This window comes from Kribbella sp. NPDC050241 (assembly GCF_044459685.1).
Classification (GTDB): Bacteria; Actinomycetota; Actinomycetes; order Propionibacteriales; family Kribbellaceae; genus Kribbella.
Window position 1 is genome coordinate 77,661 of record NZ_JBITJE010000016.1, and the last position, 15,388, is coordinate 93,048.

Annotated in this window: 12 protein-coding genes; 8 read left to right on the top strand and 4 right to left on the bottom strand. The window is 68.5% G+C overall.

Annotated features, from left to right (window positions below; translation table 11 throughout):
* Positions 1-74: 74 nt before the first annotated feature.
* The 3 genes from ACIBG5_RS40400 to moeZ all read left to right on the top strand — a co-directional run bounded on the left by ACIBG5_RS40400 (position 75) and on the right by moeZ (position 4,314).
* Positions 75-308, top strand: a complete 234-nt coding sequence (locus ACIBG5_RS40400) for a hypothetical protein (protein ID WP_396397295.1) — start codon at positions 75-77, stop codon at positions 306-308.
* Positions 275-2,824 (top strand): Calx-beta domain-containing protein, encoded by a 2,550-nt coding sequence (locus ACIBG5_RS40405; RefSeq protein WP_396397296.1) that lies wholly within the window; start codon positions 275-277, stop codon positions 2,822-2,824. Before ACIBG5_RS40400 ends, ACIBG5_RS40405 begins: the two co-directional genes overlap by 34 nt.
* Before the next feature lie 299 nt (positions 2,825-3,123).
* Positions 3,124-4,314 carry an adenylyltransferase/sulfurtransferase MoeZ gene (gene moeZ / locus ACIBG5_RS40410; protein WP_396397297.1) on the top strand — a complete coding sequence of 397 codons (1,191 nt, stop codon included), beginning with the start codon at positions 3,124-3,126 and terminating at the stop codon, positions 4,312-4,314.
* Here moeZ and ACIBG5_RS40415 read toward each other — a convergent pair.
* Together ACIBG5_RS40415 and ACIBG5_RS40420 are read right to left on the bottom strand one after the other, a co-directional pair.
* The gene (locus tag ACIBG5_RS40415) at positions 4,311-5,102 is read right to left on the bottom strand and encodes a maleylpyruvate isomerase family mycothiol-dependent enzyme (RefSeq protein ID WP_396397299.1); all 792 of its coding nucleotides are present in this window, start codon (positions 5,100-5,102) and stop codon (positions 4,311-4,313) included. The genes moeZ and ACIBG5_RS40415 overlap by 4 nt on opposite strands.
* Positions 5,099-5,740 (bottom strand): TetR/AcrR family transcriptional regulator, encoded by a 642-nt coding sequence (locus ACIBG5_RS40420; protein WP_396397301.1) that lies wholly within the window; start codon positions 5,738-5,740, stop codon positions 5,099-5,101. Before ACIBG5_RS40420 ends, ACIBG5_RS40415 begins: the two co-directional genes overlap by 4 nt.
* A gap of 88 nt (positions 5,741-5,828) precedes the next feature.
* Here ACIBG5_RS40420 and ACIBG5_RS40425 point away from each other — a divergent pair, with 88 nt between their 5' ends.
* The 5 genes from ACIBG5_RS40425 to ACIBG5_RS40445 all read left to right on the top strand — a co-directional run bounded on the left by ACIBG5_RS40425 (position 5,829) and on the right by ACIBG5_RS40445 (position 14,179).
* Positions 5,829-6,095, top strand: a complete 267-nt coding sequence (locus tag ACIBG5_RS40425) for a DUF2277 domain-containing protein (protein ID WP_131516337.1) — start codon at positions 5,829-5,831, stop codon at positions 6,093-6,095.
* 87 nt (positions 6,096-6,182) lie between these two features.
* Entirely contained in the window at positions 6,183-7,022 is an 840-nt protein-coding gene (locus ACIBG5_RS40430) for a TIGR03560 family F420-dependent LLM class oxidoreductase (protein WP_396397304.1), read from the top strand.
* 31 nt (positions 7,023-7,053) lie between these two features.
* A complete protein-coding gene (locus ACIBG5_RS40435) occupies positions 7,054-7,350 on the top strand; it encodes an MGMT family protein (RefSeq protein ID WP_396397305.1) in 297 nt (98 codons plus the stop codon).
* A gap of 159 nt (positions 7,351-7,509) precedes the next feature.
* The gene (locus tag ACIBG5_RS40440) at positions 7,510-10,725 is read left to right on the top strand and encodes an ATP-dependent helicase (RefSeq protein WP_396397306.1); all 3,216 of its coding nucleotides are present in this window, start codon (positions 7,510-7,512) and stop codon (positions 10,723-10,725) included.
* 214 nt (positions 10,726-10,939) lie between these two features.
* Positions 10,940-14,179 carry a UvrD-helicase domain-containing protein gene (locus ACIBG5_RS40445; protein WP_396397308.1) on the top strand — a complete coding sequence of 1,080 codons (3,240 nt, stop codon included), beginning with the start codon at positions 10,940-10,942 and terminating at the stop codon, positions 14,177-14,179.
* Here ACIBG5_RS40445 and ACIBG5_RS40450 read toward each other — a convergent pair.
* Both ACIBG5_RS40450 and ACIBG5_RS40455 read right to left on the bottom strand, forming a co-directional pair.
* Entirely contained in the window at positions 14,176-14,787 is a 612-nt protein-coding gene (locus tag ACIBG5_RS40450; protein WP_396397309.1) for a Uma2 family endonuclease, read from the bottom strand. The genes ACIBG5_RS40445 and ACIBG5_RS40450 overlap by 4 nt on opposite strands.
* A gap of 27 nt (positions 14,788-14,814) precedes the next feature.
* The gene (locus tag ACIBG5_RS40455; protein ID WP_396397311.1) at positions 14,815-15,315 is read right to left on the bottom strand and encodes a Uma2 family endonuclease; all 501 of its coding nucleotides are present in this window, start codon (positions 15,313-15,315) and stop codon (positions 14,815-14,817) included.
* Between the last annotated feature and the right edge of the window lie 73 nt (positions 15,316-15,388).

Sequence of the window (15,388 nt, forward strand, 5' to 3'; positions counted from 1 at the left end):
ACATCGAAGGTTCGTCGAACGAGAGGACCACTGTGCGGGTTATCGGCAGATTCAGAAAGAGCCTGTCGCTGGGGATGGTCGCACTACTGGGGGTGGGGGTCCTGCCGGCACTGCCGGCATCCGCCACACCGCAAGCACCGCCGTCGCTTGCTCAAGGCAACAACTGGGAAGTGAAGCCGGTCGCGTCCGGCTATCAGCTCACGCTCCGGCTGGACGCGCCGGCGCCGATGCGCGCGTCGCTGCCGTTGCTGGCCGTCAACGGCGTGCCGCTGGGGTGGCGAAGCAGTCGCCGGATCAGCGCACTCTGACGTTGATCACCACGAACCCGGCTGTGCTGAAGGCACACGACGTACGGCTGATCTGGTCGGGTGACCTCGGCAAGGAAGCCGGCAAGGGCCAGGAGCGGAGCCAGGCCGCCGGCCCGACCGACGCCGACTGGCTGAAGGCGCGGCGCGGGCCTGAGCTGACGGACGATCCCGGTGCCGTCGGCAAGTATCAGGTCGAGACGTCGGAGTACGACCTCGGTGACGAGGCGGCGTTCCTTCCGGGCCTCGGGCAACGATCGGAGATTCGCGGCAAGGTCTACACGCCGCGCGGTGCCGTCGGACCGCGGCCGTTGGTGATCTTCCTGCACGGTCGGCACCAGGTCTGCTACGGCGACGGCGAGGAGCCTGAGGCCAAGCCCTGGCCGTGCTCCGCAGGCCTGAAGCCGGTGCCGAGTTACCGCGGGTACGACGGTCCCGCGACGGCGCTGGCCGGCAACGGATACCAGGTCGTGTCGATCAGCGCGAACGCGATCAACGCGTGGGACGGTGCGGCGTACGACGCCGGTGCGCAGGCGCGGGCCGAGTTGATACTTGATCATCTGGCGCTGTGGAAGAAGTGGTCGACGCTCGGCGGCGGACCGTTCGGCCGCAAGTTCGTCGGCAGGATCGACCTGCGCAACGTCGGCCTGATGGGTCACTCCCGTGGAGGCGACGGCGTCGCGCGGGCCGTGGTCCTGAACGCCGACCGCGGCGGCCAGTACGGGATCCGCGCGGTCCTGCCGCTCGCACCGACCGACTTCGCCCGGACAACCGTGCCGGGCGTCGCGATGAGTGTGGTGCTGCCGTACTGCGACGGCGATGTGTCCGACCTGCAAGGGCAGAAGTTCTACGACGACACGCGTTACTCCGTCACCGGCGACACCGCGCCGCGGTCGACGATCACGGTGCTCGGTGCGAACCACAACTTCTTCAACACCGAGTGGACTCCGGGCCAGTCCGAGGCGCCGTCGGGCGACGACTGGTTCGGTGAGGAGAAGGAGTCGCCGTGCGGTGCGAAGTACGCCGGTCGGCTGACGGCCAAGGAGCAGCAGGCGGTCGGTACGGCGTACATCGCGGGGTTCTTCCGGTTGCAACTGGGGCATGAGACGCAGTTCTTGCCGCTCCTGGATGGGTCCGACTCCCGGGCTGCCTCGGCAGGGAGGGCCGTCGTACGGGTTGTTGCTCAGGCGCCGCTGGCGTCGCGGCGCGATGTGAATCGTTTGGACCAGCCGCTGCCTGCCGGAGCGGTCAGTGGGAAGGCGTCCGCGACCGTGTGTGCGGGTGTTGAGGAGTTGAACACCGGTCTGGCTCGGGCTGCTGCCGGCGCGGCGATTCCGACCTGCATGTCCACTGCTGACTTCGGCAACACGCCGCATTGGAGTATTGCGTGGTTTGCGGCCAGGACACCGACCACTGCGGTCACCAAACTGACGTGGACCGGGACCGACGGCGTGCTGCGGCTCAACCTGCCCGCCTGGCAGCGCGACGTACGGCGCTTTGCCGCGTTGTCGTTCCGGGCAGCACCAGACCCGGCTGGTACGCCGAAGACCGATCTGACTGTCCGGGTCGTCGACGGGCACGGACGGGCGGCCGTCGTACCGGTGTCCACTGTGAGCGACGCGCTGGTGCGGATGCCAGGGAATAACGCGAACGGACTGCCGAAGAACCTGCTGCGGACCGTGCGTATCCCGGTCGGGTCGCTCAAGGGTGTGGACCTGCGCGACGTACGGGCCGTGGAGTTGCGGACGGACCGGGTGGCGCGTGGGTCGGCGTACGTGAGCGATCTGGCGTTCTCGTCGCCCGGTGTGGGGTTGTCGGCGCCGGCTGTCCTGCTGCCGAAGCTGTCGGCGTCGAACGTGAAGGTCAAGGAGGGGGACAAGGGCACCAACTGGGCGGACTTCTGGGTGACGATGTCGCGGCCGAGCATCCGGCCCGTGACTGTGTACGCCGAGACGAGCGGTGAGCTGGGCGAGACCGTGGGGGATATGACGCGGAAGCTGGTGTTCAAGCCGGGGCAGGTCCGGCAGAAGGTGAGCGTGCCGATCCACTCGAACACCTGGGACAGCTACGACCTGCCGTTCGACCTGGTGCTGTCGGTGCCGCGGGACGGGCTGCTGGACCAGTCGTTCGGCCACGGTCTGGTGATCGACGACGACCCGACGCCGACGCTCACGCTCGGGAACGCGCAGGCGTCCGAGAAGGCCGGGGAGGTGAAATTCCCGGTCAAGCTGTCCGCGCCGAGCGACAAGATCGTCAACATCTTCGGTGAACTGAAGGACGGGACGGCGGTACTCCGGAAGGACTACAAGGGGGCGTACGACGACGGGTCCGACCCGGCGAACCGCTCGCTGGACGGATATGTGGAGCCGGGGAAGGCGGCCGGTGAGGTCTCGGTGACCCTCGTCGACGACACAGTGAAGGAGCCGGGCGAGACGTTCTCCGTTGTCGTCGGGGCGGTCGACGGGGCTGAGGTCAAGCTCCCGAAGACGCTGCAGGCCACGATCACCGACAACGACTAGAAGAGCAGCCGGTCCGGGCGCCCTGGGGGCGCCCGGACCGGCGAACTTCGCAAAGCCTCGGGCCATGGTTGCCGGGAGTGGTCGTGCTGACCCGACCGGCGGCCGCTGGTGCCCTCCCACCTTCCCCGCGAGTGGGGGTGCGTGGTTGCTCCACCAACCACGGGACGTGGTGGGAGCGAGACGGAGGGTCCGCGATTCGGACTTGGGCGGGGGTGGGTTTGGTTGTGCGGGAACATGGAGGTGGGACGGATGGTTGAAAACCGGAGATCCCGTCCGACATCTTCACGAGGAGCCGACACGTGTCACTGCCACCGCTGGTCGAACCGGCCGACGAGCTGACTATCGACGAGGTGCGCCGGTATTCGCGGCACCTGATCATCCCCGAGGTCGGGATGGCCGGACAGAAGCGGCTGAAGGTCTCCAAGGTGCTGGTCATCGGCGCCGGCGGCCTGGGCAGCCCGGCGCTGCTCTACCTGGCCGCGGCCGGCGTCGGCACCCTCGGCATCGTCGAGTTCGACACCGTCGACGAGTCGAACCTGCAGCGCCAGATCATCCACGGCCAGTCCGACGTCGGCAAGTCCAAGGCCCAGTCGGCCAAGGAGTCGATTCTCGAGACCAACCCGAACACGAACGTCGTCCTGCACGAGACCCGGCTGGACAACGACAACGTCTTCGAGATCTTCGAGCAGTACGACCTGATCGTCGACGGCACCGACAACTTCGCCACCCGCTACCTGGTGAACGACGCCGCGGTGCTGCTCGGCAAGCCGTACGTCTGGGGTTCGATCTTCCGCTTCGACGGCCAGATCAGCGTGTTCTGGGCCGAGCACGGCCCGTGCTACCGCTGCCTGTACCCGGAGCCGCCGCCCCCCGGCATGGTCCCGTCCTGCGCGGAAGGCGGCGTACTCGGCGTGCTCTGCGCGTCCGTCGGCGCGGCCCAGGTCACCGAGGCGATCAAGCTGCTCACCGGTATCGGCGACCCGTCGCTCGGCCGGCTGAACATCTACGAGGCGCTCGACCTCAACTGGCGTTCGCTGAAGGTCCGCAAGGACCCGAACTGCGCCATCTGCGGTGAGAACCCGACCGTCACCGAGCTGATCGACTACGAGAGCTTCTGCGGCGCCCTGACCGAGGAGGCGGCCGACGCGGCCGTCGGCTCGACCATCTCGGTGAAGCAGTTGAGCGAATGGATCAAGCTCAAGGACAACGGCGAGAAGGACTTCGTCCTGATCGACGTCCGCGAGCCGAACGAGTACGAGATCAACAAGATCCCGGGCTCGGTGCTGATCCCGAAGGCGGACTTCCAGACCGGTGTGGCGCTGGAGAACCTGCCGCAGGACAAGCAGTTGGTGTTCCACTGCAAGTCCGGCGTCCGGTCCGCCGAGGTGCTGGCGATCGCGAAGGGCGCCGGCTTCTCCGACGCCGTCCACGTCGGTGGCGGAGTGGTTGCCTGGGTCGACCAGATCGACCCGAGCCAGCCGTCGTACTAGAACGGCATCCGGCACGAGCTGACCGCGTCGACCGCGGCGGCGTCACCTGAGACCACAGGTGCGTCGTCGCGGCCCGACAGCGTTCGCATGTAGCCGACGGCGTCCACGGCGGCGCGGCCGACCGGCTCGTCCCTCCCGAGCCGGTACGTCCCACCTCCCTGGCCCGTGAGTTCCAGTTGAACGGTCGGTCTGTGACCCCAGAACGGTCCGTCGACCACGTCGTACATCACCTGTCCGACGATCTCCTCGGCGTACGGTCCGGCGTCGAAGGACCGCCCGAGCGCCTGGCACACGTCGTCGCGATGCATCCACAGGTCCCGCGCCAGCAGGATGTCGTGCACATAGCCGAGCGCGAGCCGGTCGTAGCCAGGGATGCCTTCGACCTTGAGCGACGGCCGGCGCAGGAACTCGGGGTAGCGGCTGATCGCCCGGGTCGCCTTCGCCCACACCCGGTCGAACCGGGCCCGCAGCTCGGCCGGCGGCGTACCGCGGTGCTCGTCGGCCTGCACCATCATGTGCGCGTCGAGCCGCGGGATGTTGGGATAGACCCGTTTCGCCTTGACGTAGCGACGTGGGAACGTCCACGGCCGCAACACGTCCTCCGCTTGGCCGATCAGGTGCCCGGCGATGTCCGCGACGTCCCATTCGTCGCACACCGTACGGCGCTGCCAGTCGGCCCCCTCGATCGACGCCAGCAGGTCGTGCCACACCTGGATCTCGGCGTCCCGGTGGACCTTGCACCGCGGCCGATCGGCGCGTCCGATCTGCTCCGCGAGTAGTGCGCTCATGCTTTCCCCCTGGCTGGTGAATAGTGTTGGTAGAACATCTCGAGGACGGTCGGCAGCAGCCGGATGAAGCGTCCGTCCTCGAACGAGGCGTCCGGCTCGTTCGCGATCTGCTGCGAGATCAGGCCGGCCATCATCGACGTCTGCAGAGCGATCCCCTCCTCGCTCGCCGCGTCCGGGTGCAGGTGCCCGGCGTCGACCGTGGCGTGCAGATGGCCGCGGAGGTCCTGGATCGATTCCAGGGCCGGCGCGTAGGCCTCCGGGCTCGGCTCGAAGCCGGGGATCGTGCGCCAGAACATCAGCTGGGCGTACACCTGGTGCTCCAAGCACCAGCGGCAGAACGCGGTCGCCACGATCAGGTTGAGCTCGAGTTGGTCATCGCTGTCCGCGGTCAGCCGCGCGGACCGGTAGGCGTCGCGCAGCAACTCGTTGCCGCGCTGGTAGAGGGCGTCGTAGATCGCCATCTTGGACGGGAAGTACTGGTAGAGCGACGGAGGTTGCATGCCGAGCCGGCGGGCCACCGCGGACAGGCTGAGCGCCGCGACACCCTCCGCCTCCATCAGTTCGATGGCGACGTCGAGGATCTCCTCGATGGTCGCCTGACGGCGGCGGGTACGGCGGTCCAGACCAGCTGTGCTCATATGCTGAGGAAAACCTACGACCATTAGGGAAGTCAATGCCCCATAGGAATTCCGTTGGTTTGTCCCTGCGGCCGACTACTGTCTTGGCATGTGCAGAAACATCACCGTCCTCCGGGGACTCGAGCCGGCCGCGACCTCTGAGGAGATCTACGCGGCGGCACTGCAGTACGCGCGCAAGGTGTCCGGCGTCGGCTCGCTGAGCTCGACCACCCGTGGTCCGATCGAGCGGGCCGCGACCGAGGTCGCCAAGATCACCCAGCAGTTGCTGGCGGAGATGCCCGAGCGCCGCAACCCACCGCAGACCGTGCCGCCGCTGCGCCGGCCCGAGGTGCGCGCGAGACTCGGCCTCGACTAGCCCCACCTCGCGGCTTCGGCGCGTGCTGGCCGGTGCGATCGCGGGGTAGTGTCCCACCTGGGAAACGGTTACCTAGGGAGGCCGGGAATGCGGTTTGCGATCAAGACCAGGCCGGAGCACACCACGTGGCAGCAGCTGCGGGACGTGTGGATCGCCGCGGACGAGTTCGAGATCTTCGAGTCGGCCTGGCACTGGGACCACTTCTACCCGCTGACCGGTGACATGGCGGGCCCGAACCTAGAGGCCTGGACCACGCTCGCCGCACTGGCACAGGCGACGAAGCGGATCCGGATCGGTTGCCAGGTGAACGGCATGATCTACCGGCATCCCGCCGTGACGGCGAACATGGCCGCGACCACCGACATCATCTCCGGCGGCCGGCTCGAACTCGGCCTCGGTGCGGGCTGGAACGAGATGGAGACCACGGCGTACGGCATCGAGCTCTACGGGTTGAAGGAGCGCTTCGACCGGTTCGACGAGGGCATGCAGGCGATCGTCGCGCTGCTCACCGAGAAGGTCGCGAACTTCGACGGCAAGTACGTGAAGCTCACCGACGCGTACTGCGAGCCGAAGGCCGTGCAGACCCCGCACCCGCCGATCGCCATCGGTGGCAAGGGCCCGAAGCGCACCCTGCGCGCGGTCGCCCGCTGGGCCCAGCACTGGAACGTCATCGTCGCGAACCCGGCGGAGTGGAAGCCCCTCAAGGACATCCTCGTCAAGCACTGCGAGGACGTCGGTCGCGACGTCAACGAAATCACCTGCTCGGTCAACGTCCGGATCGATCCCGACGAGCCTCTCGACAGCGCGGTCGCGGCCGCGGCGGCGTACGGCGAAGCGGGCGTCGACATGGTCGTCCTGAACCTCCCGCTGGACGCGCCGCCGTCCGTCCTCGAGCCGCTCGCGAAGGCGGTCGCCCCGCTGGCCTGAACTGTCCGCTCTGCCCGCTAGGTTGGGCTTCGTGGACAGGGAGGAGTACGTCGAGGCGGTGTTGCGGGCAGTGGAGTCGATTCCGCCCGGCAGCGTTGCGACGTACGGGGACATCGCGGAGTACGTCGGGCAGGGTGGGCCTCGGCAGGTCGGGGCGATCATGCGGGAGTACGGCGGGAGTGTGCCGTGGTGGCGGGTGATTCGTGCTTCCGGTGTGCCTGCTGATGAGGTCGGCGACGAGCAATTGCACAACCTGCGCTCCGACGGCGTCCGGGTGACCAACGGCCGGGTGAACCTGCGCGACGTTCGCTGGGATCCCGAGCACTAGATGCCGGCGGCGCGACTGCTCCGCCCCGAGCCTTCGCGCCGCCGGTGTCTTGTTGATGCCGCGGGTGCGCGGAAAGTTGGCGCGTCCGCTTTCCGGCTATTCGACGAGCGCTCGGGGTGGGCGTGAGGATTTGTCGGCGGGGTCTGCTGGGATGGTGCGATGGTCAGCAGACAGGGGTCCCGGTATCGGTTGATCCGGGCCGCGGGCCGGAGTGCTGAAGCCCCTGTTCTGGATGCTGATCAGCAGGCGGTGGTGGACCACCCCAGCGGACCTCTGCTGGTGCTGGCCGGCCCGGGGACCGGGAAGACGACGACTCTCGTCGAGGCCGTCGTCGACCGGGTCCGCAATCGCGGCCTGAGACCGGACGAAGTGCTCGTGCTCACGTTCGGCCGCAAGGCCGCGACCGAGCTGAGGGACCGGATCACCGGACGGCTCGGGCGGACCACGCGAGTGATGCCCTCGATGACGTTCCATTCCTTCTGCTACGCGTTGCTGCGACGCTTCACCCCGGCCGACGCGTTCGACGTACCACTGCGGCTTCCTTCCGGACCGGAGCAATCGCTGCGGCTGACCGAGGCGCTGTCCGGCAGTCGTGAGGTCGGCGCGGTGCGGTGGCCGAGCAGTCTGCATCCGGCGCTGAAGACCCGCGGATTCACCGACGAGGTGCAGGCCGTGATCGGCAAGGCGCGGCAGCTCGGACTCGACCCGGAGGACCTGTCCGCGATCGGCCAGTCGGCGGAGCGGGCCGAGTGGGTCGCGGTCGGCGACTTCTTCGAGGAGTACCTGCAGATCCTCGACCATGAGCAGGTGCTGGACTACTCCGAGCTCATCCACCGCGCGGTGATCCTGGCCCAGCAGCCGCAGGTACAGGCCAAGCTCCGCACAGAGTTCAAGGCCGTCTTCGTCGACGAGTATCAGGACACCGACCCCGGCCAGACCAAACTGCTCCAGGCGATCGCCGGCGACGGCCGCGACCTGGTCGTTGTCGGCGACCCGGATCAGTCCATCTACACCTTCCGCGGTGCCGACGTTCGCGGTCTGCTGCGCTTCACGGACGAGTTCCGTACGGCGGAGGGCGCTGAGGCGGCCCAGATCGCGCTCGGCACGACGCGCCGGTTCGGTACGACGCTGCAGCGCGTGTCTCGCAATGTCGTCAGCCGGCTCGGTGTTCCGGGAACCCTGGACCGCGACACGTTCGACCACTTCCGGAACCCGGATGCGAGCGCCTGTGTCTACGGTGCCGGCAAAGTCGAGGCGAACCTGTACTCGACCAGCGGCGCCGAGCTCGAGCACATCGCCGACCTGCTGCGGCGGGCGCATGTCCAGGACGGAGTCGGCTGGCACGAGATGGCGGTGCTGGTCCGGTCCGGCAGCCGGTCGATCCCACCGCTGCGTCGCGCGCTCGCGGCCGCGGGGATCCCGGTCGACGTGGCCGGTGACGAGCTCCCGTTGTCCCGGGAGCCCGCCGTACGTCCGATGCTGCTGGCGTTGCGTGCGGTCGCGGACCCGTCGACGTTGACGGTCGACGTCGTGCGGGCGTTGGCGTTGTCGCCGTTGGGCGCGATGGATGCGGGGCAGTTGCGGCGGCTGGCGCGGGTGTTGCGGCGGCGGGACCGGGAGGCCGCGGGCGGCCAGCGGTTGCCGCGGTCGTCGGACGAGCTGCTGCGCGAGGCCCTGATGAACCCGCTGCTCCTCGACCAGGAGGCGTCGCCGGCCGAGGCCCGGTTCGTCGCGTTGGGGGAGAGGTTGCTCAAGGCAAGAAACATCGTGACCGCCGGCGCCGCGCCGGACGAGGTGATGTGGTCGCTGTGGTCGGAGTCGCCGTGGTTGCGGCGGCTGCGCGGTCAGGCCAATTCAGGTGGGGAGCCGGCGCGCGCGGCGAACCGGGATCTGGATTCCCTGTGTGCCTTGTTCGACGCGGCGAGCCGAGCCGAGGAGCAGGTCGGGTTCAAGGGCGTGTCGGCGTTCCTGTCGGAGCTCGAATCCCTGGACATCGCGGGCGACAACCGATTCGACGCGACGTACCGCGAGGCCGGCGTCCAGCTGATGACTGCGCACCGGTCGAAGGGTCTGCAGTGGCGGCTCGTCGTGGTCGCGAGTGTGCAGGAAGGACAGTGGCCGGATCTACGGCGGCGCGGTTCATTGCTGGAGCCGGATCGGCTCGGCCCTGATGGGCTCATCGATCCGTTGTCGGCCGGTGCGTTGCTGGCCGAGGAGAGACGGTTGTTCTACGTCGCGATCACGCGGGCTCGGGAGCGGTTGATCGTGACGGCGGTCCAGGCACCCGAGGCGGACGGGGACCAGCCCTCCAGATTTCTTGCCGAGCTCGACATTCCTTTGAAACTGGTCGCGGGGCGGCCGCGGCGGCCGCTGTCGCTCCACGGCCTGGTCGCCGATCTGCGCTGCGTGCTGTCGGATCCCGCCTCGTCGCCGGCGCTGAAGCGGGTCGCGGCGGATCGGCTGGCGTTGCTGGCCGACGCCGTGGACGAACGGGAGTACTCGTTGGTGCCGACGGCTGATCCGTCCCGGTGGTGGGGAGTGCGGGAGCGGACCCGGTCAGAGCGGCCGATCGCGGATCCGGATCTGCCGGTGCCGTTGTCGGGGAGTGCGCTGACGACGATCGTGGACTGTCCGCTGCGGTGGTTCCTGCAGCGGCGTGCGGGTGGAGAGACACCCAGTACGTCGGCGATCGGGTTCGGCATGGTGTTGCACACGCTGGCTGATGCGGTCGCGACCGGGACGCTGCCGCCGTCGGTGGACGAGCTGACCGGCTGGCTCGACAAAGTGTGGACGCAGCTCGACTTCGAGTCGACCTGGATCTCGGACCGGGAGCGGGTCGAGGCGGAGGACGCGCTGCGGCGGTTCGTCGCCTGGCACCAGGGGCGGCCGGATCGGACGCTGGTGGGCACCGAGGTGGACTTCGACGTACTGCTGCCGGACACGGACAAGCCGGCGGTGCGGGTGAAGGGGCGGATGGACCGGATCGAGCAGGACGGTGAGGGGACGATCCGGGTGGTCGACCTGAAGACCGGCCGCTCGATGCCGACCAAGCCTGCGCTGGCGCGGCATGTGCAGCTCGCGATCTACCAGCGCGCGATCGCGTCCCGGCAGCTGAAGGATCTCGGCGAGGACCCGGTCGCGGGCGGCGCTGAGCTCGTCCAGCTCCGCCACGACGACAGCGGCTTCCCGAAGGTGCAGCACCAGGGTCCGCTCGAGGCCGGCGACGACGGCAAGACCTGGCTGGACGAGGCGGTCGAAGACGCCGAGGCGATGGTCCGCTCCGAAGAATTCATTGCCAAACGCAACGACGGCTGCAGCCGCTGCGAAGCCCGCCCGCTCTGCCCCATTCAGCCCGAAGGCCGGGAGATCGTCTGATGCGCGCACCCAGGGAGAGCGCCATCCGGTGCGCAGCGCCGTGGCAGGTGCGGGTGGCGTCGACAGGTTCTGGGGGCGGTGGACAGGAAATACCCTGTCGCGAGCCCCGAGTTCTTGTTCAAGGCCTCGCCGCCAGGCGCGCTGCCGGGCGCGCTGCCGGGCGCGCTGCCGGGCGCGCTGCCGGGCGCGCTGCCGGGTGGAAGGGGGAGTGCTGATGGCTGCGCAGCTCAGGTCCACTGGTGAGTTGTGTGAGCTGCTGGGGATTCCGTTCAGTGATCAGCAGTTGGCGGCTATCACGGCGCCGTTGGCGCCTGGGGTGATCGTGGCGGGCGCCGGGTCCGGGAAGACGACGGCGATGGCGGCTCGCGTGGTGTGGTTGATCTGCACCGGGCAGGTGCTGCCGGAGGAAGTGCTCGGGCTGACGTTCACGAAGAAGGCGGCGAACGAGCTCGACGTGAAGATCCGCGACGACCTGACCAAGGCCGGCGTGCTCGGATCGACCCTGCCGAAGGAGCAGCCCCCGATCCTCGCCGCACACCTCCGCAGCAACATCCCGAACTGGGAGCCCGAGGAGCCTGGCGAGCCGGTCGTCTCGACCTACCACGCCTTCGCGGGCACGCTGATCGCCGAGCACGGACTCCGTCTCGGTCTCGAGCCAGATGCCCGGGTCCTCGCCGACGCGACCCGGTTCCAGCTTGCGGGCCGCGTCGTCCGACGATCTGCCGGGCCGATCCGGTTCGCCTCGCACCACGTGCCCACGCTCGTCAACAGTCTGCTCGCGCTCGACGGTGAACTCGCGGACCACCTGCTCCGGGCGGACGACGTACGCGAGCATGACGACGCGGTACGACAGGAGGTCGCGGCGGCGCGAAAGCAGACGGTCGAGGTTCGCAAGCTCGCGGAGACCGCGCTGAAGCGTGGCGAGATCCTGCAGTTGGTCGAGGAGTACCAGGCCTACAAGGCAGAGCGAGGTGTCGTCGACTTCGCCGATCAGATGGCGCTCGGCGCGCGGCTGGCCGAGGAGTGCCCGGAGGTCGCGATCGCCGAGCGCTCGCGGTACAAGGTCGTCCTGCTCGACGAGTACCAGGACACCTCGGTCTCGCAGCGCCGGATGCTGACCGCGTTGTTCGCCGGCCCGGATGTCGAGCACGGTCGTGGCCACCCTGTCACCGCGGTCGGCGACCCGTGCCAGGCGATCTACGGCTGGCGTGGCGCGTCCGTTGCCAACCTGGACGAGTTCCCCGAGCACTTCCCGAACGCGGACGGCACGCCCGCCCAGCGGTACGTGCTGAGCGTCAACCGCCGCTGCGGCAGCCGCATCCTGGCCGCCGCGAACCAGCACGCCACCGAGCTGTACGAACAGCACCCCGGCGTCATCCCGCTCGAAGCCCCGGAGAACGCACCCGAGGGCGCGATCACCGTCGGCCTGTTCGAGACGCGCTCGCAGGAGATCGAGTGGGTCGCCGACGCGATCGTCGCCACGCACCGCACTCCGAACCGCCGATGGAAGGACATCGGCATCCTGATGCGGACGAACGTCGACCTCAGCGCGGTGCACGAAGCGCTGATCGCACGCAAGGTCCCGGTCGAGGTCGTCGGCCTCGGTGGACTTCTCGCGCTGCCCGAGGTCGTTGACGTCGTGGCCACGCTACAGGCGGTCAACGACCTGACCGCGAACGCCGCGATGCTCCGCATCCTGACGGGTCCGCGCTACCGGATCGGACACCGCGACCTCGCCCTGCTCGCGAATCGCTCGCGCGCCCTCGCCGACACCGGCGACCGCCCGGACGCCGACGACCTGCTCGCCGCACTCGACGCGGCCGTCGCCGGGATGGACTCGACCGAAGTGATCTCGCTGGCCGAGGCAGTCGACGATCCAGGTCCGGATGCCTGGGGGTACTCGCCGGAGGCGATGGTCCGCTTCAAGGAACTCTCCGTCGAGTTGCGCGAGCTGCGCGCCCACGGCGGGGAGCCGCTGCTCGACCTGGTACGACGCGTGATCAGCACCATCGGCCTTGACGTCGAGTTGACCGCGACCCCCGACCACATCGACTCGGGCCGTCGCGACCATCTCGCCGCGTTCTTGGATGCCGTCGGCAACTTCGTGTCGACCGAGTCGGACGGATCGCTGGACGGCCTGCTGGCCTATCTCGCCGCCGAGGAGGAGTACGCCGCGGGCCTCGACCTCGCCGTCCCGAGTGAGGCGGACTCGGTGAAGCTGCTCACCACGCACCGGTCGAAGGGCCTGGAGTGGCCGATCGTGTTCGTGCCGACGCTGGTACAGAAGGTGTTCCCGTCGGACCGTGGCCGGGACAAGTGGACGACGAACGCGAAGGTGCTGCCGTGGCCGCTGCGCGGTGACGCCGACACGTTGCCCGACATCCACGACCTGTCGAACGCCGGCTTGAAGGCGTTCACCGACGAATGCAAGGGCGTGAACGCGCTGGAGGAGCGGCGTCTCGGGTACGTCGCTTTCACGCGCGCGAAGGAGATCCTGGTCGCCACCGGGCATTGGTGGGGGCCGACGCAGAAGCGCCCGCGCGGCCCGTCGTCGTACCTCGAGACTCTGAAGAAGCATGCCGGCGAGCGAGTCATCGCGTGGGCGGAGCAGCCGGAGCTGACCGAGGAGAACCCGGAGCTCGCCGAGCAGACGCAGGCCCCGTGGCCGACGCCGTACGACACGGAGTCGTACCAGCGCCGCCTGGATGCGGTGGAGTTGGTGCAGCGTTCACGCGCGGAGGGACCGTCGATCGAGGCGGAGGAGTCGCTGCTGCTGGACGAGCAGGCGACGGTCGCACGCTGGGACTCCGAGATCGAGCGATTGTTGTCAGAGGCAAGGGAGAGCCGGAGCCGGAAGGCGTACGACGTCGAGCTGCCGGCCGCGCTGTCGGCGACCCAGGTGATGCGGCTGGCGAAGGACCCGGACGGTCTGGCATCCGAGCTGGCCCGGCCGATGCCGCGCAAACCCAACCGGGCGGCGCGTTTCGGCACTCGCTTCCACGCCTGGGTCGAGAGCTACTTCGGGCAGCAGCTTCTCCTTGACCCCGACGACCTGCCCGGCGCTGCGGACGAGGACATCGTCGACGACACCGATCTCACCGAACTGATGGACGCGTTCCGCATCGGGCCGTACGGCGAGACCACGCCGTACGAGATCGAGGCACCGTTCGCACTGGCCATCGGCGGCCGGGTCGTCCGCGGCCGCATCGACGCGGTCTACCAGGTCGTCCGCCCGGACGGATCCCGCGGCTACGACGTCGTCGACTGGAAGACCACCCGCAACGAGTCCGCCGACCCGCTCCAACTCGCCATCTACCGAGTCGCCTGGTCCGAACTCATGAACATCCCCCTCGACCAGGTCACCGCCGCCTTCTACTACGTACGCCAAGCCGACATAGTCCGCCCCCCGAACCTCCCCACCAAACAAGAGTTGGTCAACCTCCTGAACGGCTAGCGCGCTCGCAGCAGTTCGGCCGGCACAATCCGCACCGGAAACGGCACGGTCGCCTCGAACACCTTCTCGCCGGCGATCACATCGCGCTCGAAGTACACACCGTCCACCAGTTCCAGCACGGTGAGCGTCTCCCTCTCCGGATCGAGAATCCAGTACGAGCTCACGCCGGACTGTTCGTAGATGCCCCGCTTCAGGAGCAGATCGTGCATCCTCGAGCTGGGTGACAGAACTTCGACTGCCAGTAGCAGGGGCTTGACGGCATGCTGCAATGCCCGGTCGTCGGGGTGGCACACGAGCACGTCGGGTTGGAGAGACCGCTGAGATGTCGGCTGGTAGTCGAAGGGTGCGACGAGGACCTCGAGCCCGTCAGGACACGCGGCGTCGAGTGCGCAGACAAGCCGGACTACTGCTCGCTGATGGATCCTCGACGGTGCCGGCGTCGCGTGCAGTCCACCGTCGATGATCTCGCGCCGTCTCCCGTCGTCGGGAGCGGTTTCGAGGTAGGCCAACGTATAGGGCCCTGACTCAAGGGGTTCCTCGGACACAATGGTGCCTCCTTCTCGGTCACACGACCAGCATGGTCGTCTCCGGTGGGTGGTTGGTGCCATTTCGCCGATCTGCCCCGGAATGCCCTGTCATGCCAGGAGTTGGGATGGGGTCAGGGTGATGGGGAAGGGGTGCGTGGTGTGGAAGGTTTCTTCGCATTGGAGGACTGATTGGCAGGTGTAGCCAGTGGGGGTGAGGGTGAGGATGGTGAGTTCCTGGTGGGTGGGGTCCAGGAGCCAGTACGACGGGATGTGGTGCGTCTCGTAGAGGGCGCGTTTGAGGACGACGTCGGTGGTTCGAGTGGAGGGGGAGACGACCTCGACGGCCAGGAGTGGTGGATGTACGCCGGTGTAGCCGCGGGGGCAGACGATGAGGTCGGGGCGGAGAGTGGTGGTCGGAGTGGGGCGGAAGGCGAGTGAGCCGACGGCGACCATCAGGTCGGGCGGACAAGACGTCTTGAGGTGGACCATCAGGCCCACGACGGCGGCGTGGTGCGCGGGCGGTTGGGCGCCGGTTGTCAGCAGGCGCCCAGCGACTATCTCGTAGCGCCTCCCGTCGCGAGGCGTCTCGGCTGGCTGTTGGCTGATCACCCCACCAGCGTGACGGATTCCGCCGTACCGCCGCGGAACTTATCCACAGCAGGCGGACCGCTGGCACTCACCA